Below are 16,722 nucleotides of genomic sequence, written 5' to 3'. Positions count from 1 at the left end.
GTCAGTTTCCTTCTGCGCTGGCGAGCCGGGCTCGCAGCTCTTCGTTTTCGGCTTCGAGCGCGGCGACGCGGTCGTGCAGTGGCGCCATCGCCGCGGCGATGTCGGCTTCCTCGTAGCGAGGGGTGATGTGCCGGGGGCAGTTCCAGTCGAATGCGGCGAGGCGCAGCACGAAGACGCGCTCTGGCCGTGCCTTGTAGTTCGGCTCCGCGACGAGCGCCGCGAGATCGCCGTCGATCGGGATCATCTCGGCATGGGCATAGATTTTCAGGCGGGCGCGGGCCGGATAGTCAACAAGGATCAGCGCCGCGCGGGTGTCGGCGGCGAGATTGCCGGCGCTGATATACTGGCGGTTGCCGAGATAATCGGCAAAGGCGAGCGTCTTGTCGTCGATGACCCTCAGGAAACCCCGGGGACCGCCGCGGTGCTGGACATAGGGCCAGCCGGTTTCCGAGGCGGTGGCCATGTAGAAACTGTCGCGCGCCGCGATGAAGGCCGCTTCATCGGCTGTGAACCTGTCGAAGGTGCGATCGGCCCTGTAGTCCCGGTAGACCCGGTCGCTGCCCGCGGCCTGCTGCTCCGCGCGGACGCTGGGTGTCGTGGCGATGTCGAGAAATCCATAGGGCATGGTGGTGTCTCCGGGGCGATGACGGGCGGGTCAGAGGAGCCCGCCCGCTTCTCGCGTCAGGCGGCCTCTGCGGCGCGGACGACGGGGAAGTCGATTTCGGTCCCTGCGACCACGTTGAGCAGGTTCGTGAAGACGTTCTCGGCGGCGACCGCGATGATCTCGACGATCTGGCCGTCGGAGAATCCGGCTTCGTGAACGGCCTCGATATCGGCGGCGGCGACCTGGCCGCGGTCGCGAATGACGGTCACGGCGAAGCGAACGGCGGCATCGGCTTTGGCATCGCCCGACCGGCCCGTGCGGTTGAGCGCGATCTCCTCGCTCGAGATCTTCGCCATGTTCATGCCGAGATAGCTGTGCGCGGACAGGCAGTAGTCGCAGCCATTCACCTGGGCGACGGCAAGCGCGATGCGCTCGCGCGTCTTGACGTCCAGCGCCTTGGCGAGCGCGGCGTTGTTGGCGGTGTAGCCCTTAAGGGCCGCGGGGCTGGAGGCGATCAGCCGGAACATGTTCGGGACGACACCGAGCTGGCTCTGGACGGCGTCGAGGATCGGTTTGGATTCTGCGGGGACATCGTCGCGCGCCGGAATGGTCAGACGGGGCATTGCTGTTTCTCCTTTCGAGTGCCGGAACCCGGTGGGCTCCGTTCGAAGGAGGATTAGTCCATTCCAAATCGAAGGATAATCGCCTATTATCGGGAATTAATGTCTCGAATATTGGAATAATAATGGACCGGCTCGACGCCATGCGATTGCTGCTCAGCGTCTCCGACAAGGGCAGTTTCTCGGCAGCGAGCCGCGAGCTGGGCGTGCCGCTCGCCACCGTCAGCCGCAAGATCAACGAGCTGGAAACGCATCTGGGCGCGAAGCTGCTGATCCGCACGACGCGCAAGGTTGCGCTGACCGATACCGGTGCGGCCTATCTGGCTTCGGCGCGGCGGATCCTAGAGGATGTCGAGGAGGCCGAGCGCATCGCCGCGGGCGAGTTCCAGGCGCCGCGCGGCGAACTGACCCTGACAGCCCCGGTGCTGTTCGGCCGGCTGCATATCCTGCCGGTCGTCGTCGATTTCCTCGCGGCTCATCCGGATATCAATGTCCGGCTCGTCCTGTCGGACAGCAACCTTCATCTGCTCGACGAGCATGTCGACATGGCGGCGCGGATCGGCCGGCTGCCGGACAGCACCATGATCGCCACCACGATCGGCGCGATGCGGACTGTCGTCTGCGCCAGCCCGAGACTGATCGAGGCCTATGGCAGGCCGGCAAGGCCGGAGGATGCGGCGGCGCTGCCGAGTGTCAATTTCGAGTTCCTGTCGCCGGCCGCCAACTGGCCCTTCCGGCTGGCCGAAACCGGGCGGGTCATCGATGTGGACATCGCGCCGCGCCTTTCGGTTTCCACGGCGGAAGCCGCAGTCGAGGCCGCCGTCCGGGGCGTCGGCGCAACGCGCGTCCTTCACTATCAATGCGCCGGACAGGTGCGCGACGGCGCGCTGCAGATTGTCCTGGAGGCGTTCGAACCGGAGCCGGCCCCGGTTCATCTGATCCACGCGGCACGCGGCATGCTGCCCTCGAAAATGCGCGTCTTCCTCGATTTCGCCGTGCCGGCCCTGAGGGCGCGGCTCAGGGCGTTGTAATTCGTCAGCGCCGAGCGCGAACAACCAGATGCGCCTGCATATCTTTTATAGAGCGCTGCTAGTTTTAGGCAGCGCTCTCCCACGTGTTCTCGGCTCTGGAACTCCTTGCCCGGTCTGCATCCCCTCGCGGTGATAAACATCGCCCAGATGCGCCACTGACGCTCCCGGCACTATCTGATCATACTCGACCTGGAAAACCTCCTTGGCGCCGTCTGGGCGGCGTCCTACGCGTCAGAGGCACAATGTAAAAAGGTGCTTCATGGCGACGATCCGCCGACTACGCGGCAAATGGCAAGCGCAGGTCAGACGTAAAGGATTGCCCCCGAAAGCCAAGTCCTTCGTCTCGAAGGTCGACGCCGAGAAGTGGGCGCGAAACCTCGAAGCCGAACTCGATCGCTGCGGTAACCTGCCGGACACGCGGCTGGCCGAGCGCATGACGATCAAGGAGCTTCTGACGCGTTACCTGGGCGAGATCACGCCGCACAAGCGTAGCGCTTCGTCGGAGACGTATCGCATCAAAGCGCTGATCCGAGCACCAGTTCCGCAACGGTTGCGGATTTCGACCAATGAGCGTCGCCCTCCCATCCGACAGTCTCGCTCCGAACATTGACACGGTCGAACAGCTGAAGAGCACCAAGCCCCAGCGCGCCATCGGGGGTCAGGAACCACGGAACCGGGCGCCTACCCCGACGCCGGGTCCCCTAAAGGTGGGTGGGGCAGGTGTCCCCCTGCGGGCTTCCCCACCCTGCCCCGCCCACCATGCGAAAGCTGGGCCTCCTCAAGACGACACCCCCCACAGCACGGCCGCAGGAGTGCGAAGTCCTAGAGAACCCGCCTCCCCTTCAAAGGGATGCCTTACGGGTCCGACAAGATCCGGCATCGGACCACCTCTGGTGTCGGGATGCAAACGACTCAAGAAGATCAGGGCCATGCTTGGCCAGCGCGACGTCAATTCGGCTCGCAGAGACCTGCGATTGAGCACCGCACCCATCCATGTCCAGCTTGTCAGACAAGGACACCCTCGTATTCGAAATACGATTTGGCCTTACGCTAACCTTGCGCGAACCTTGCGGCAGGAAGGGCTTCACGCCGAAAAACCGCGAATGACAAGCGGAGGACGGTCGATGCCTCGTGAGCCTGGAATACGAGATCCACGAAACGGGAACTAGAATCGACCGACATCATCCGGCAGAGATTGGGGTTGGACAACTCCACGACCTCGTTCGTCCCGATCGCGAGCGGTGTCCCTGCTCCAAGGCTTCCATCGGAATAGGCATCACCACTCTGACAGATACGCACACAGGCTGTAGAAGAGCGCGCACGAACGGGTCGAGTGCAAAACCCGGAACAGCTGCCTCACGCCACATCCGGAGCGGCGTGTCTGCGGAACAGGAAACGCGGCCGGATGCCTTCCGCCAACCTCCTCCTCCTCCGCTGCCGTTCACGAACCACCTACAACACGACGGCCCACATTCACCCGGAGACATCCTTGAATCGGACGATAGAAACGTCCACCCGGGCGATACAGAGCCATCTGACGTGTAACGTCTTCCAATACTGTTAGTCTTTCTTAAAGGTAAGAAGAAGAAAGAGGCATTGGAACCCGTTACACGCTTGAGGCTGTTCGGAGGCTACCACTGAGCGCCCAAGCGTCCGGACGATGAGCCGACGCCCCGGCTGACTATCCTAAACTTCTAGGCAGACGACGTGGGTGCGGCTGCCCTCTTCTGTTTAGCCCTCCATGCGCGGACACGTTCAGCCGTCTTCTTACGCCTTGCGTCCTCCACCGGCGTTTCGCTCCCCATACGCTCCTTCACCTTCTCGCGGACGCGGGACGAGATTTGGAGGCACTTATCAGAGGCAGGACAACTGACGCACACTGGACGATCAACCTCGGGCGCGCCGGGCAGGCCAAAACAACTTGGCAACAGGTCGACCTGAGTGAGCCGGGGTGCGACCGTCGGTGTCACTCGACCGTTGCGCACGGACGAATCCGCTAGCGCCCATTGCTGCTCAACAAGTTCGGGATCGAAACGCCCCTCTAAGTCGGCGCGGCACAGCTGGCCATTCTGGAGGCAATATACCTCGATCGCCTGGGCAAGGCTTGAACCGGTGGTGAGAATGCGTTCGACGGCAAAGTCGCGAAACGCCATCTGAGCCGGGAACCCTTTTCGATTCTCCACGCGGTAGCAGGTCATGTTGTCCACGGAAGCGATTCCGTCGCGCACCAGTTCTTCCCATCTCTTGAGCCGATAAGCCACCCAATAGTCGTGTGCGGCGTCGCCATGATGTAACTGGTTCGGACGAGGCAGCTTCTTCCGCACATGGCCGCGCCTCAAGGCGAAGTCGAAAGAGAAGTCGATGTAGTCCTCGTAGCGCATCCCGACAACGTCAGCCCTCACGCGCGCCATCCACAGCTGCGTCCGCTCGCGTGGATCCTTACTGAAGCGCTTCGGATCTGATCCGACCACGTTCCTGGCCTGATCCCTGTCGATATTGCTGGCGAACTTTTGCTGGTAGATTTCACGGTAGAGGCGGGCGAAGCGAAGGGTCGCGTCGAGCGGCGACATAAAGCGGTATTCGAACCATTTGATGGATACGAGATCCGCCTCGATCGCCAGCGTTTGGGTCGGAAACCAGCAGGCTGTCTGAACGATCGAGTCCAGTCGTTTGGTCGTCGGTGTCATGGACCTGAGCATGGGGTTGCGTCGGCGGAGCTGGTCCGCTCTCCTTGTCTGAGTTGAGGGGGGGGGGGGGGGATGACGTTTCGTCAGCGAGGAACACCTCGCCAACGAATTGTGTTCGAAGGGGTCTACGAGCAGGCCAATTTTATCAGGCTTTTTGGCGAGAAGGGATCCTGCTGGGCACCCTATAGGCGTGCGGCAATCGCGGTGTTCTCGGGCCGGATGACATGGACGATACCCGAAGGCTCGAACACTGCAACGATCGGACCGAGCGGGGTCTTGAAGGCTTCGAGCGAATAGAATCCACCGCTATCGACGTCGATCTTGAACAAGTTCTCAGGGGAGATCTCGTAGGCCGGCCGACCATCGGGCCAAGCCTCCATGAGCATGATCCCTTGGGACTTCCGGGTCATGTAATGAACGTTGTAGGCCGGACATTGATCATCCGCGCAGCAGAACGGTTCCGAGATATTTTGCGGCCTATCGATACTATTGGTGATAGAGGCGGGATGGATCCCGTCCACCTGCTCATTGTGGAGATAACCTCGATGCCCGAACACGATCAAACCTGCCGGAGTATTGAAATACTCGATAACCTCGTAGGGTGCCCTAAAGGTGAGGCCACGATGCCCACGTCCGCCAAGGACATCGGCGATGTAGGATCGGAAGCCCTTTCGGCTGGTCGTCTCGTGCGAATACCTGGCGCCGAGGTAGTCAATGGACGCGGTGTCGCGATTGTTAATGACGTCCGGAATGTTGGTCTCGGTGAAGTTCTGCACTATAGTCTCCTTGCCCTTCGGGGCGTTGATTGGCAGGCAAAGCCGCCTGCCGCAGCTACTCTCCCGGTCGTGACACGACGCCAATCAAGGCACGGCCGGGAGAATTCGTTCACAGGCTAGACCTCCTTGACGGTCCATTCCCGCAGAGACCAGCGCTTCTCCTTGCGCAGGCGATCTCGGATTCTTGAAAGCCGCACAATGTCAGCAAGCGCCTTCTTGCGATCCACCGGATGGGCAAGGTCGGCCTTCTCTAGTTCGGCGATCCTGTATTCAATCTGTTCAAGCTTGTATTGGTTGAGGCGGGATGCCAGTCCCGTCGCCGCGTCCAAGAGGCATGACACCAGAAGTTCGCCCCGACCCACGGATCCACCAAAATCATCGTAGTAGCCTTCGTCGGCTCCCCACTCATCGAACTTCCGAGCGATCTCCTTTCCGCCAGTGTCGTCCCAAAAAGGCAGGAACTCGAACCCGGCCACTCCGAGGGGAAAGGTGATGTCTTCCCAACGTCCACCATTGCCCATCCATTCGAAGAACGGCTGCAACAGGAAGTCGTGTGTTGCGTCAGATCTATTTTTCTCCTTCTCTCGCTTCCGTTTGCGATAGCGGCGCTGTTTCTCGGCGGGCGTTAAAGCCATGGCATGATCCTCGGTGACAGCCTTCATGTAGGCGTTACCGTTACGATCGTCAAGGGGCTTGGAATGGTAGATTGGCCGCTCCATGTCCGGAACGTCGACCAGGCATTTGCGCGTCGGCCTCGCATGCGGGGAAATCAGCTCTTGCACGCCGTGGTCCAACCGCCGGATGATACGAGCGTCTTGCCAGGCAGCATGATGCCCTGGGGCCTCAGGGAGGTTCACTGGATGGAGGTGGCGCCCATTCTGCTACCCAACAGCGCGCAGAGGTCGGCGCGTGCCAGCGGGCTTCCCAGGCGGCCAGGCGCCGAAGTGGCCCAGATCGCGAGGAAACGGAAGATCGACAAGCAGCGATGACATCCGCCGGCGACACGAAACTGCAGCATCCGATCATCATGGCGACGGCGTCGCACCGCGCTCTACCGAAACGCGGGCCGGACGGCACCCCGGGAGGGATCTTGCTGCGGGAATGCCACGCGCGGCTAACCGGCGAGCGCAACCTTGATCGACCGGCTCGTCCACAGTCCAAACCGAACCAGCAGCCAAAACGCTCCAAGCACCCAGACAAGCAAACTTAGAAGCCAGCCGAGCAGGTGATAAATTATCGAGCCCAGTTTGAGAGATAACTTGCCTGTGAAATGCAAGGCGGCGAGAGACCCCCTTCCAAATCTTTCGGATAGCCTTGCTGCCTGATTAACATCCTCCAGACTGTCTGCTCGGTCCAGAACGCGCAAGACCCCTCGATAGCCGCCGTTCTGACCGATCGCCGAGACATCCTTCCCCAGATCGGACAATTTGTTGACGGTATCGGGCTTCACGAGCGCTTTGGCCGCCGCCAGCATTGCGCGCACGTCAAAGCGCGTGGATGCCCGCCCAAGAACATCGAGCGCTTCCTTGTCGATTGAATTGCGCGCGAGAATTGCGATGTCGTCGACTAGACCTGCGGAGAGTTTCCCCGTTCGCTGTGCAACTTTGATGGTGCTAAGCCCGGCCTTGGCGGAGACCGTGACGGGCGAAGCGCCGCCGAGGGAGAAGATTGTCGCGCCGGTTAGGACGAGACCCGCGGAGGAAACCATCAGCGTGACCTGGTCCGTTGGCTCGCCAGCCATGTAGGCCTTGGCTTGAACAGTTAGGTCTCGGATGTCGCCGTAACCGAGAAGATCCGCCGCAATCGCACCGCTGAGAGCCGCTTCATTCGAAGCCTCTCCAGATATGAACCCGTCCCAGGCATCTGACGCCGTTTCCAACGCGGTGCTGTCATCTCCCGCCTCGACGCTTTCAACCAGATCGCTTCGCAACTCGACTTGATGTTGCCGGGCGAGGGCAACCATGCTTGCGGCTACCTCGAAGTCCCTGGCCTCCAACGCGTCTTCAATGGCCGATTCGTAATCGTCCGGTCCTAGGCGCGACAACCTGTAGACTGCGACTTCATGGGCGTCAGACCAATCCAACAGGACGCGGCCCACCATATACGCCTGCGGCAGCACCGTGCCTGCCGTCATCACGAGTGATCCGGCAGTCAGGAACGTCAGGGTCCAGCGGATTGGGGAGATCATTCCCGTCCTGAGCAATTTGAAGATGCTGCGGTGCGAGTTTGGTAGCGCGCAGCTACACCCTCCGCCTACTTGCCAATACCTTGTTCCGAAATGCATGGGAAGGCGGTGGCTGGATGGGAGGAATCAGTGTCGCGGCAAAAATTCCACAGAGGTAGAGACGTCAAGTCGTCGACAATGGACGGCGCAGAAAAGCGCCACTCAGGTCGTGGCTTGCTGTGGCTTCTTTTCCGGGCGCCTGGTGCAGTTATCCTCTGGTGGCGGTATTACTTCGCAAAGCCTGGCAACGTAGCGGTGTCAGCGCGACAGAAGGGCAACCCACTCATTGAGATCACGTTTTCGCTCCTCTTCTGGGGCAGCGTGACGCTTACCTTGTTCCTCGCGTTATCCGGCGAAGGCTGAGGGATTGGGGTATGCCACACTCCGCGCGCAATGGGACGAGAAGCTGAGGCTCCAGGCAACGTCGAGCCAGAGATCTCTTTCATTCTGCCGATCGATCTCCCGGAAGAACAGACTGCAGATCTGCGCGAGCTGCCGCGTCCGAAGTGAAGCCGTCAATCGAGCGCGATCACCCTGGCCGGCTCAAACGACAGCACCGTCTTCAGGCCGCTCAGCATGTCTCGGGCGAATCTTGGCGTCCCCGGCTGACGCTTCAACCAGCACTGCTTCTTGGCGCGCACGAAGGTGTAGGCCCCGCAGGCTTCATTCTGCACACATGCCAGACGGCAAGCGAGCGGTGTGTCGGCCGCAGGATGTGGCAAGGACGAGAGATCACCGCCGGGCAGATCAACGTCGTTGAAGGTGCCCTCCTTGGGATCGATGACACCGACACGGAAGGCCTCTGGTGCGCCCTGCCCCCTCGCCAGAACCAAGCCGGACAGAGCAACGGAGTTGCCGTCCAACTGGCCACGCTCGGCCTTGAGGAAGCAGTTGGGGCCTTGCCTGGCCTCTGGGCTGACGTTGAACGTGAATGCCTGGCACTCGCCATTCCGCTCAAGGCAACGCACCGCGCAGGCGCCGACGTCAGGTGTCGTCTCTACAGCGATGTCGGCACCGAAGAAGTCGAGGCCGGAATACATCGCGAGCCTCGCCGGCTGCTTCACCAGCTCGGCGAGGTCGCCTAGCGAGCCCTGCGGCAATACGCCGGCAGAAGGCAGCGAGCCTCCGACGTCTTGGCCAGTCCTTTCCGGCAGCTCCGCGACTGCGCCGACCGTGCCGCGGTTGATGAACCGGTCGACTTCATCGGGCGAGAAGACATGCATGTCGTCGGCCGAAGTTCGGAACATCGCGGTGAGCACCTCGGGCGGCGTGCCGAACCGGCTGAGCAGCTCGATGATGTCGGAAATCGCGACTTGGGCACCCTCAAGATCTGGCGTTGAAGCGGAAATCTGATGCACGCCCAGAGCTCCATCGGCGCGACGTTCCCGACCCGCCAGAAATATGAAGGCGCAGGCCGAGTAGCACCTGGCGTCGGCTGGAATGTATGTTGCGATGCCTCGCTCATGGACGTCGTCGGCGATCAGCAGGCCGGTCTGCACCAAACCGCCGGGGCTGTTCAGGACCAGCACCCGGGCGCCTGGTGCGGCTGAGAGGGCACGGCGGAAGTTCAGGGCCGCGCTGAGGTCGATCTCGCCGTTCAAGACGATTGCGGATTCCGGCCCGTCGCTGACCATGAACGGGCCAAAGATCTGGGAGGCAGACGCGGCAGACTGGACCACCAGCCACAGTCCGCACGCCATTATCGCCGACAAAGTTACTGATCTGATCCCCACGCACGCCCCTCTAATCTGGCTTTCATTCAACGTGGGTTTGCCGAGTTGAGCAAGGGCTTCGTCAGCGCAGATACAACTTGGCGGTCGCGACTATCGATGGGTGGAGGCTCCCACGGAGCAACATCGCGGTGATGGGAAGCGCGTGCCCCTTCAGCTCCCGTGAGCCTAGTCCGGCTAAATCTTGCTCACTCCACCGTGCGGCTTGCCGATGAGGACTCGCCAGGCACGGGGGCTTCGGCACTTGATTCTCGCTTGCCGCGCGGAGCCGCACAAAAAAATCGCGCTCAATCGCAATCGGCACTTGAACTGGTAACGGCAACGCATACCTATAACCATGCAGCATGAAGAGAGGAACACGCCATGGCTTTGATGCGCGCCAAGAAGCTGGACGGAGCAGAAGGTCCCTTCCGATGTGACCCTCACCGCCTATCTGGCCGCGACTGTCCTGCCGGTGGCTTGGCGGCTGAGAGCGCCGAGAAGCTCCGCGGGCTTTGGTTCCCGTTTCCGTTCGTTCGGAGCAGCATTTCTCATCGTCAATCGAAGATTGTGTTTGACAAACTAGCCACGGTAACGCATAACCGTTTCTCCCAATTGGAAGGAGACGAGACATGGCTTTGACCCCGGCCGAGAAACAGCGTCGATATCGCGACAGGAAGCGTGAAGAGGCCAAAAACAGCCCCGACGCGACACGCCCGTATCTCGCGGCCCCCTTTCATAAATGGATGGGAAGTTCTGACTCCGCCTACTGGCAGGAGGTCGAGTTCCCGCTCGGGGTGAGCGGCCTCAAGTTCGAGGCGTTCACCGACGACAGCGGCTCGGCGGACATCGCGCGGCCCTACGATGAGTGGGGCGCAAGTGAGGGCTACTACGACCACTTCACCGGGTCGGTGGGCAGGGCTGAGCACATGGTCTGGAACCTGATCGAGGCCGGCACCGCGCTTGCGCGCCGGCTGAACCAATACAAGCTGGAGCACGTCGAAGCCGAGCTCGCTCGCCTGGAAAAGGCGGATCTTCTTGATCCGTCCGAACGCAAGAAGGCAGTCGCCGAGATGGTGAAACTTAACAAACTTCGGGATCGCCTGAAGAAGGAAAAGCGGTTCGCTATGCCTGAATGGATGGTCAATGACCAATAGCGACCGACGATAGATACCCCGGCTGCATCGAGACGCCAATCACAGTGCAGCCGGGGCGGGACGACCGGGCAGGCGGACCCTGCCACCATCGCAACCATTGGAGATGACGCGATGACTTTTGATCCTAACACGTCGAGCGTTGCCGAAGCCAGCATCTCGGAAAAGGAACTCTTCAGTGAGTTTGTCCGGTTTGGCTACAACCATAGCGACCCGTTCAGCTCCGAGGTAGGAGCTACGCAATACCCGCTCGATAATCTGATGGGCCAAGCGGGCTTCACGGACGTTTCGGATAATCTGATCTACTGGATCGGCAGCCTTACCGAATGCGAGGATCCAGCCGATGAAATGGAGAGCATGGTCGATCTAGTCTCCGATTTTCTTCAGGAGCTTAAGGAAGTTGCTGGGACTTTCCGTAGACTCCAGTCACGTCGCTCGGTGGAGTGTGATGACGAGAGTGATGTCTGGATGGATGACGAACCTCGCTACGAACTGCGGCCGGCAAACTGGCCGAATTCTGACGAAGGCGTTGGGTCCAACATGACTCGGGAGTTGATCTGATGGCTTTCCCCGAAAATCCAAAGGAATTTTTTGCAACTTCTACGTTGAAAAAGGAGGCAAAAGGAGGAATCTATCCATATGAGCCGCTGAAGAACGATGATAACACCTATCTTATCATCAATGTTGCAGAGCTTATAACAGAAGCACTGAAGGGACCGGGCATCGACGCCTACGACCTTGCTGATTACATTGTTGCAATCGTGCTCCAGGGCGGTGAGTAACGACGTCCGGCGCATCGACAACCGAGAGACCCGCCAAGGAGACTTGGCGGGCTTGCCTCTTCTGATGACGCTGATGGCCGCCGGCGTATACTTGGTAAAATCCGCAGAAGAATGGCTCCTCATCAGAGACCCATCATTAGGCCCCACGTCCCGCTACACTCACCCGTCCACCACCAGATCCTCGAGAAACTCCGACGCCGGCGAGCATCCGGACAGCCAGAGCTTCTCGCGCGCTCGCGTGGCGGCGACGTAGAGCAGGTGTCGTTCGGTGTCGAAGATCTCCTTGAGCGCCCGCTCGTCGGTCGCGCCGCGGAGACGTCCCTCGCTGGGGATCACGTCAGCGTCGCAGGCCATCACCGCGACCGCGCGATACTCCCGGCCCTTGGCGTCATGCATCAGGCCAAGCTTGACTTCCGCTCCACCGGCAGCAGCCACAGCGGCGCGTGCCCGCGGCAGTTCGGCCATGGAGCGCACCAGGACGGCGATCGTCGAGGGATCCATCGACTCGTCCAGGCAGGCCTTCAGCCAGGTGCCGACAGCGGCGCCCTCTGCCTCCGGTGACTGGAAGATGTGGATCTCTGGCGGCGGGCCGTTGAAAATCGAGGAGACGCCGAGACGTCGATCCTCTCCTCCGTCTGCTTCGAGCAGCCGCGGGGGCAAGAGCAGATCCGACTTGGCCCGGATCTGGTGGGAGGTGCGGTAATTTACCTTGAGGCTCCTGGAGCGGCCTTGGATCTCGACGCCGGCCGCCTTCCACGGGAAGGGCGAGCGAAATATCCGCTGGCCGATATCGCCGGCGAAGAACAACCCGTTCGGCCGCGCACCTACTATGGCCGCGACCAGGTGGAGCTCCGGTGCGGAGATGTCCTGCGCCTCGTCGATGACGACATGTGTGAACGGCGGCGCTTTCATCTCGCGCGCCAGGCGGTGCATCAGGCCAGCCTCCGTTATCCGGCCGGCGGCATCAAGCTCGCTTCGAACGCGCGCGAAGATGCGCCAGAGCTCGTCCCGTCGCGAGGTGGCCATGCGGACCTTGCGGCCAAGCCTTGGCAGTTCGCGATAGGTCTCCTCGTCACGGACGTCCCATGCGTCGACGATCAGTTGCCACTCGTCGAGGAGGAAGCCGGCGTCGATGGTGGTGCCTTCCGCCGCCGCTGCGCGGACCAGCATGTCGGCGATCTCCTCGTCACCGACGATCTCGATGGCGCCGACGACCTCTCCGGCCAGCCGCCGCGCGATGATACCGAGCGTGCCGACGACGATGCGACCACCAACCTCTGGCCGCCCCTTCGTCAGTCGCTCGATCTTGCCGGCCAGGCCGTCCGCGAGGTCCGGCGAAAAGGTCGTGAGCAGCACCTTGTGCGCTTCGTCCTCCGCTGCCAGGCGCACGGCGCGATGCAGCGCCACGACGGTCTTGCCCGTCCCGGCCGAGCCGATCACGCGCGCCGGGCCGTTGAAATCGCGCTCGACGAATTCGCGCTGGGCTGGATGAAGGAAGATCGCCCAATCCTCCCACGGCGCATCGAGCGCGGCGGCGAGCTCGGCGTCGTCATGGACGAGCAGGAACCGGCGCCGGGCGTCCGGATGGCTGTAGCCGGCCTCGTCGCCGGTGGCGAGGCGCACCACGGGCCGTTCACCTACCGCGGCCGCAAGCAGGGCCTCCTGCGCCTCGTCGGGCAGGTGGCCGGCAATGTCGAGGACCGTATCGTCGGTCGCCTGGCGCACCGTCTCCAGCCAGTCCTGAGGGACGCCCCAGCTCAGCAGCGTCTGGTCGTCCTCGGATGCGAACAGCGAAGGCTTCTGCTCGGCCTGTTCGACGTAGCGACGGACGATGACTTCCTCGACGGTTTCGCGGATCTCGACGATCTGCGCGGCGCCGGTGGTTGGATGCTCGTCTAGGCGCCGGCGCTGCGCCCACTGGTAGGCGTCGTCATGATGGCCGACATAGGCGAAGAGCGTGTTGCCAGCGCGCTTGTGGAGCACGATCCGAATGTCCTGGCTGACGCGCGCGGACCAGAAGTCAGGATCGGGGCAGCGGTCGATGCGATGCAGCGACAGGCCGGGGCTGTCAGGGTTGTGCTGGATGTCGAAGACGGTGACCTTCACCGCCGCTTGCTCCTGGCCGGTTAGCTTGCCGAGCGACTTTGTGAACGACGTTGCAATAAGCACCGTCATGCCGTCATTCCTCTTTTCGCGTCGTGATCCGGAATCGCTTCGACAACATCTCGATCATCTTCTCCTTATCGATGTCGCCTTCTGGTGGTGGGGCAATGGACTCCAAGATCCGTGGCGGCTGAGCACGGACGATAGTCTTCTTCTTTTCGCTCTTCCGCTGGCGCTTGTTGCGCCGCTTCTCGAGCGCCTGTTTCAACCATTTCGGAGCATGCTCGCGCCGAATAAGTTTCGTGCTGCCAAGAACCTCTCGACGAGCAGGCGAGCCCCTCGAGGTATCGTTCGGGACATCCCGAATGAGATGTTTCGTCACGGCGATCGGTTGGCTCCAGCGCTCGTCACGATACCACGTCACCGCAACCGTCCTGGCGCCGAAGGACTTGATGTCAAAGAAGCTCACATGGCTGAAGCACGCGCTGAAAACGTCACCAATTTTGAGGTATGAAACGTCCTCTTCAATAGTGATATAGACTATGTGATCTGATCCGACTTTCTGAAGCAGCCGCCCTTTAACCGAAGTGCGAATAGCGCTTCGTTCAATCCCGAGGATCTCTACCATCTGCCAGTCGATCGGGTAGCCAGAAGCATCGACGCGAGATTCATCATACTTGCCGGCTAGCCGCGCCGCTCCGAGCAGTTCAATACGCTCTCCTCGTAGACGCGCTAACGGACGAGGCGCTCGGGCGGTCGGCGTTCGGTCTCGCGCAAGGTCTGTGCACGGGTGCTTGGGCCACGGCGGTCCCAACTGATCAAAGTAGACGCGGCTGCCATGCTCGTTCTGATAGAAGAAAACAGCGACGCCGCAAACAGGACACTGCGCATTGGGGTTGACGAAGCAGGCTGCATGGCCCTGTGACGCCCTGCATTCGCGAAGCAGTCGAAGTGCGTCCGCCCGCGCTAAAGAGTGCTTGACCGCATCACGATCGATCCGGACATTCGCCCACGTGCTTGTGCACCATTCGCATCCACAGTCGTGGGAGTGGTTATGACCCCGACCCACCAGTCGTCTCCCGGCTTCTACTCAGATCTATTCGATTATTTTCATTATATTCATTCGCCATTCAAGGCTCCAACCGCTCGTGATTTTCATTACTATAGTTTTATATCCCGCTTATATAGATAGCACCTTCATCACCTCGTCCCCGAGATGGTTGATCACCTTAACCGCGATCCGCCCGCTCTTCGGCCGCGCGAACGGGCGTGAAACTGTGCGTTTGAGGCTGTCCCAGGCTTCCTCGTCGATGTCGGCCTTCAGCGTCGAGCGCAGCGCCTTGTAGGGCACCTCGGCGCCGGGGAAGTAGGCCTGGCGCACGAAGAAGCTCTCGCCGGAATAGTCGGTGTCGATGAACCAGCAGGCGATGTCGTCTGGCTCGGAGGTTTCCACCGTCCCGGTCGCCGGGCGGAAGATGTCGACGCCCTTGAGCTCGACGCGGTAGCGGTCGCCTTCCTGCCGCAGCTCGATGTCGGGCTCCCCGAAGACGACGAAGAGATTGCCGCCGCCGGCCTTGAGGTCGCCGGCCATGTGCAGGTCGGCGTTCATGCGCGCGTGCAGGATCGGCACGCGGCCGAGCCGGTGGAATTCCTGCGCATGGGCCTCGAAATTGAAGGCGCAGGCGATGACGATGTCCATGCCGAAGTCGCCGGCCTCCTTCGCGCAGGCGACAAGATCGGCGCGGCTGACGGTGCCGTATTCCGGACCGATGAAGATGCCGGCGCGGCGCTCGACGGCATCCTCGCCCTCGCCCTCTCGGTAGCGTCCCTCGGCGCCGATCCACTCGCCCGGCCATGGCGCCAGCGTGTCGAAGCGGATGGCGTCCTTCTTGTCCTGCTGATGAACGCCGGCCTTGGCCAGGTTCTCCATGATCGCCTTGCGATAGTTCTCCGCCTCGCGCTCGCCGGGCAGGTGCAGCCCCTCCGCAGCATTGATCTGGTCGATCAGTTCGCCATGTTCGTCGACGGGCGAGATCGAGTGCGGCGACAGGCTCTCGACCGTGAATGGACCGGCGACGCGGATGCGCTTCTTGTCCTCGTAGGGCTTGTCGTAGAGGTTCTCGAACTCGGCGCGCGCCGCGATCGAGGCGTCGATTTCCTTCTGCCTGTTGATGCGAGCTTTCCAGAAGGTCTCAAGCGCAGCCTTCGCCGCGGCCGGCCAGCCGTCAGGCGCCTTGCGCGGGATCTCCCATTCCATGAAGCCGTTAGCGGGCGCCTCCTCGCCGGAGGGCAGCGTGACAGTGCCGGAGGCGGTGAAGTCGACCATCTTGCCGGTGCGGCCGCCGGTCTCGACCTTGAACGGCGCCTTGTGCCCAACGAGCGCGGCGTTCAGCGCGGCGCACGCACCCTCCACCGCCGGCTGAGTCTCCTCCCAGATCACGTCGATTTCTGTATTCCGAGCAATGTCTCCAAGCATTATATGAGGTAAACGCTCATAGACGAAACCGTGGCGGATATCGCCATGTGTGGGTTGCATGGAAGGAGCCGAGCGCGTCACTTCCGCTTGTTTCTTCTGCCCCTCCGGGCTGTCGGCGAGCAAATACCACGGAAATTTTGCGCCCATTATTCGCGCGCGGGCGAGGGCTAGCGCGACACGTGAGGTGTCGATGGTGATCCAGCGCCGGCCCCACTGCTCGGCGACATGAGCAGTCGTGCCCGAGCCGCAGGTCGGGTCGAGCACCAAGTCGCCAGGATCGGTTGCCATCAGTAAGCAGCGCTGAACGATCACGTCTGAAGTCTGAACTACATACACCTTTGACAAAGCGCCACGGACATCCTGCCAAGAATTGTTAGTAGCGAAGACTGCGTAGTCGCTGAAGTATCTGCGATACATTCTCTTTTTGGTGCGCGGGCTAACCCGTCTTATTCATGAGTTCGCTTTCGCGGATGACGCCGGTCGATGGTACGCGGGCGGTCGAGGCGTCTCTTTCACCGCGGGTGGGTCTGGACTTGTAGAACGCGCTGGAGGTTGA

Annotated in this window: 15 protein-coding genes and 1 pseudogene; 5 read left to right on the top strand and 11 right to left on the bottom strand. The window is 61.5% G+C overall.

Annotated elements, in window-relative coordinates; translation table 11 throughout:
• Position 1: 1 nt before the first annotated feature.
• Positions 2-625 (bottom strand): pyridoxamine 5'-phosphate oxidase family protein, encoded by a 624-nt coding sequence (locus tag N1F91_RS12895; protein WP_289992660.1) that lies wholly within the window; start codon positions 623-625, stop codon positions 2-4.
• Between the two features lie 56 nt (positions 626-681).
• Positions 682-1,227: a peroxidase-related enzyme gene (locus N1F91_RS12890; RefSeq protein ID WP_289992659.1), complete on the bottom strand. Its 546-nt coding sequence runs from the start codon at positions 1,225-1,227 to the stop codon at positions 682-684.
• Between the two features lie 122 nt (positions 1,228-1,349).
• Here N1F91_RS12890 and N1F91_RS12885 point away from each other — a divergent pair, with 122 nt between their 5' ends.
• Positions 1,350-2,255 carry a LysR family transcriptional regulator gene (locus N1F91_RS12885; RefSeq protein WP_289992658.1) on the top strand — a complete coding sequence of 302 codons (906 nt, stop codon included), beginning with the start codon at positions 1,350-1,352 and terminating at the stop codon, positions 2,253-2,255.
• Positions 2,256-2,514: 259 nt separating this feature from the next.
• Entirely contained in the window at positions 2,515-2,865 is a 351-nt protein-coding gene (locus N1F91_RS12880) for a hypothetical protein (RefSeq protein ID WP_289992656.1), read from the top strand.
• A 1,084-nt stretch (positions 2,866-3,949) separates the two neighbouring features.
• On the opposite strand, the gene N1F91_RS12875 is transcribed toward N1F91_RS12880, so the two are convergent.
• From N1F91_RS12875 to N1F91_RS12855, 5 genes are all read right to left on the bottom strand, one after another.
• Positions 3,950-4,942 carry a hypothetical protein gene (locus N1F91_RS12875; RefSeq protein ID WP_289992655.1) on the bottom strand — a complete coding sequence of 331 codons (993 nt, stop codon included), beginning with the start codon at positions 4,940-4,942 and terminating at the stop codon, positions 3,950-3,952.
• 182 nt (positions 4,943-5,124) lie between these two features.
• Positions 5,125-5,718: a hypothetical protein gene (locus N1F91_RS12870; protein ID WP_289992654.1), complete on the bottom strand. Its 594-nt coding sequence runs from the start codon at positions 5,716-5,718 to the stop codon at positions 5,125-5,127.
• Positions 5,719-5,834: 116 nt separating this feature from the next.
• Positions 5,835-6,500, bottom strand: coding sequence for a hypothetical protein (locus N1F91_RS12865; protein ID WP_289992652.1), 666 nt, complete (start codon positions 6,498-6,500; stop codon positions 5,835-5,837).
• A gap of 332 nt (positions 6,501-6,832) precedes the next feature.
• Positions 6,833-7,906, bottom strand: coding sequence for a hypothetical protein (locus N1F91_RS12860; RefSeq protein ID WP_289992650.1), 1,074 nt, complete (start codon positions 7,904-7,906; stop codon positions 6,833-6,835).
• Positions 7,907-8,457: 551 nt separating this feature from the next.
• Entirely contained in the window at positions 8,458-9,621 is a 1,164-nt protein-coding gene (locus tag N1F91_RS12855; protein ID WP_289992648.1) for a PAN domain-containing protein, read from the bottom strand.
• A gap of 662 nt (positions 9,622-10,283) precedes the next feature.
• Here N1F91_RS12855 and N1F91_RS12850 point away from each other — a divergent pair.
• The 3 genes from N1F91_RS12850 to N1F91_RS12840 all read left to right on the top strand — a co-directional run bounded on the left by N1F91_RS12850 (position 10,284) and on the right by N1F91_RS12840 (position 11,587).
• Positions 10,284-10,808 carry a hypothetical protein gene (locus N1F91_RS12850; protein ID WP_289992647.1) on the top strand — a complete coding sequence of 175 codons (525 nt, stop codon included), beginning with the start codon at positions 10,284-10,286 and terminating at the stop codon, positions 10,806-10,808.
• 111 nt (positions 10,809-10,919) lie between these two features.
• On the top strand, positions 10,920-11,366 hold the full coding sequence (locus N1F91_RS12845) for a hypothetical protein (protein WP_289992644.1): 447 nt from the start codon (positions 10,920-10,922) through the stop codon (positions 11,364-11,366).
• Positions 11,366-11,587 carry a hypothetical protein gene (locus N1F91_RS12840; protein WP_289992641.1) on the top strand — a complete coding sequence of 74 codons (222 nt, stop codon included), beginning with the start codon at positions 11,366-11,368 and terminating at the stop codon, positions 11,585-11,587. The genes N1F91_RS12845 and N1F91_RS12840 overlap by 1 nt, the downstream gene beginning before the upstream one ends.
• 159 nt (positions 11,588-11,746) lie before the next feature.
• Here the strand turns inward: N1F91_RS12840 and N1F91_RS12835 are convergent, their stop codons facing one another.
• The 4 genes and pseudogenes from N1F91_RS12835 to N1F91_RS12820 form a co-directional block, all read right to left on the bottom strand.
• Positions 11,747-13,762: a UvrD-helicase domain-containing protein gene (locus tag N1F91_RS12835; protein WP_289992639.1), complete on the bottom strand. Its 2,016-nt coding sequence runs from the start codon at positions 13,760-13,762 to the stop codon at positions 11,747-11,749.
• A 4-nt stretch (positions 13,763-13,766) separates the two neighbouring features.
• Positions 13,767-14,318 (bottom strand): hypothetical protein, encoded by a 552-nt coding sequence (locus tag N1F91_RS12830; protein WP_289992637.1) that lies wholly within the window; start codon positions 14,316-14,318, stop codon positions 13,767-13,769.
• A 552-nt stretch (positions 14,319-14,870) separates the two neighbouring features.
• On the bottom strand, positions 14,871-16,130 hold the full coding sequence (locus N1F91_RS12825) for a hypothetical protein (RefSeq protein ID WP_289992822.1): 1,260 nt from the start codon (positions 16,128-16,130) through the stop codon (positions 14,871-14,873).
• A gap of 213 nt (positions 16,131-16,343) precedes the next feature.
• Positions 16,344-16,583, bottom strand: a pseudogene (locus N1F91_RS12820) (DNA methyltransferase); the annotation flags it as partial.
• Between the last annotated feature and the right edge of the window lie 139 nt (positions 16,584-16,722).

It is taken from the genome of Aquibium sp. ELW1220, from assembly GCF_030398385.1.
Taxonomy (GTDB): Bacteria; Pseudomonadota; Alphaproteobacteria; order Rhizobiales; family Rhizobiaceae; genus Aquibium.
This window is presented reverse-complemented; position numbering and strand designations above follow the sequence as displayed.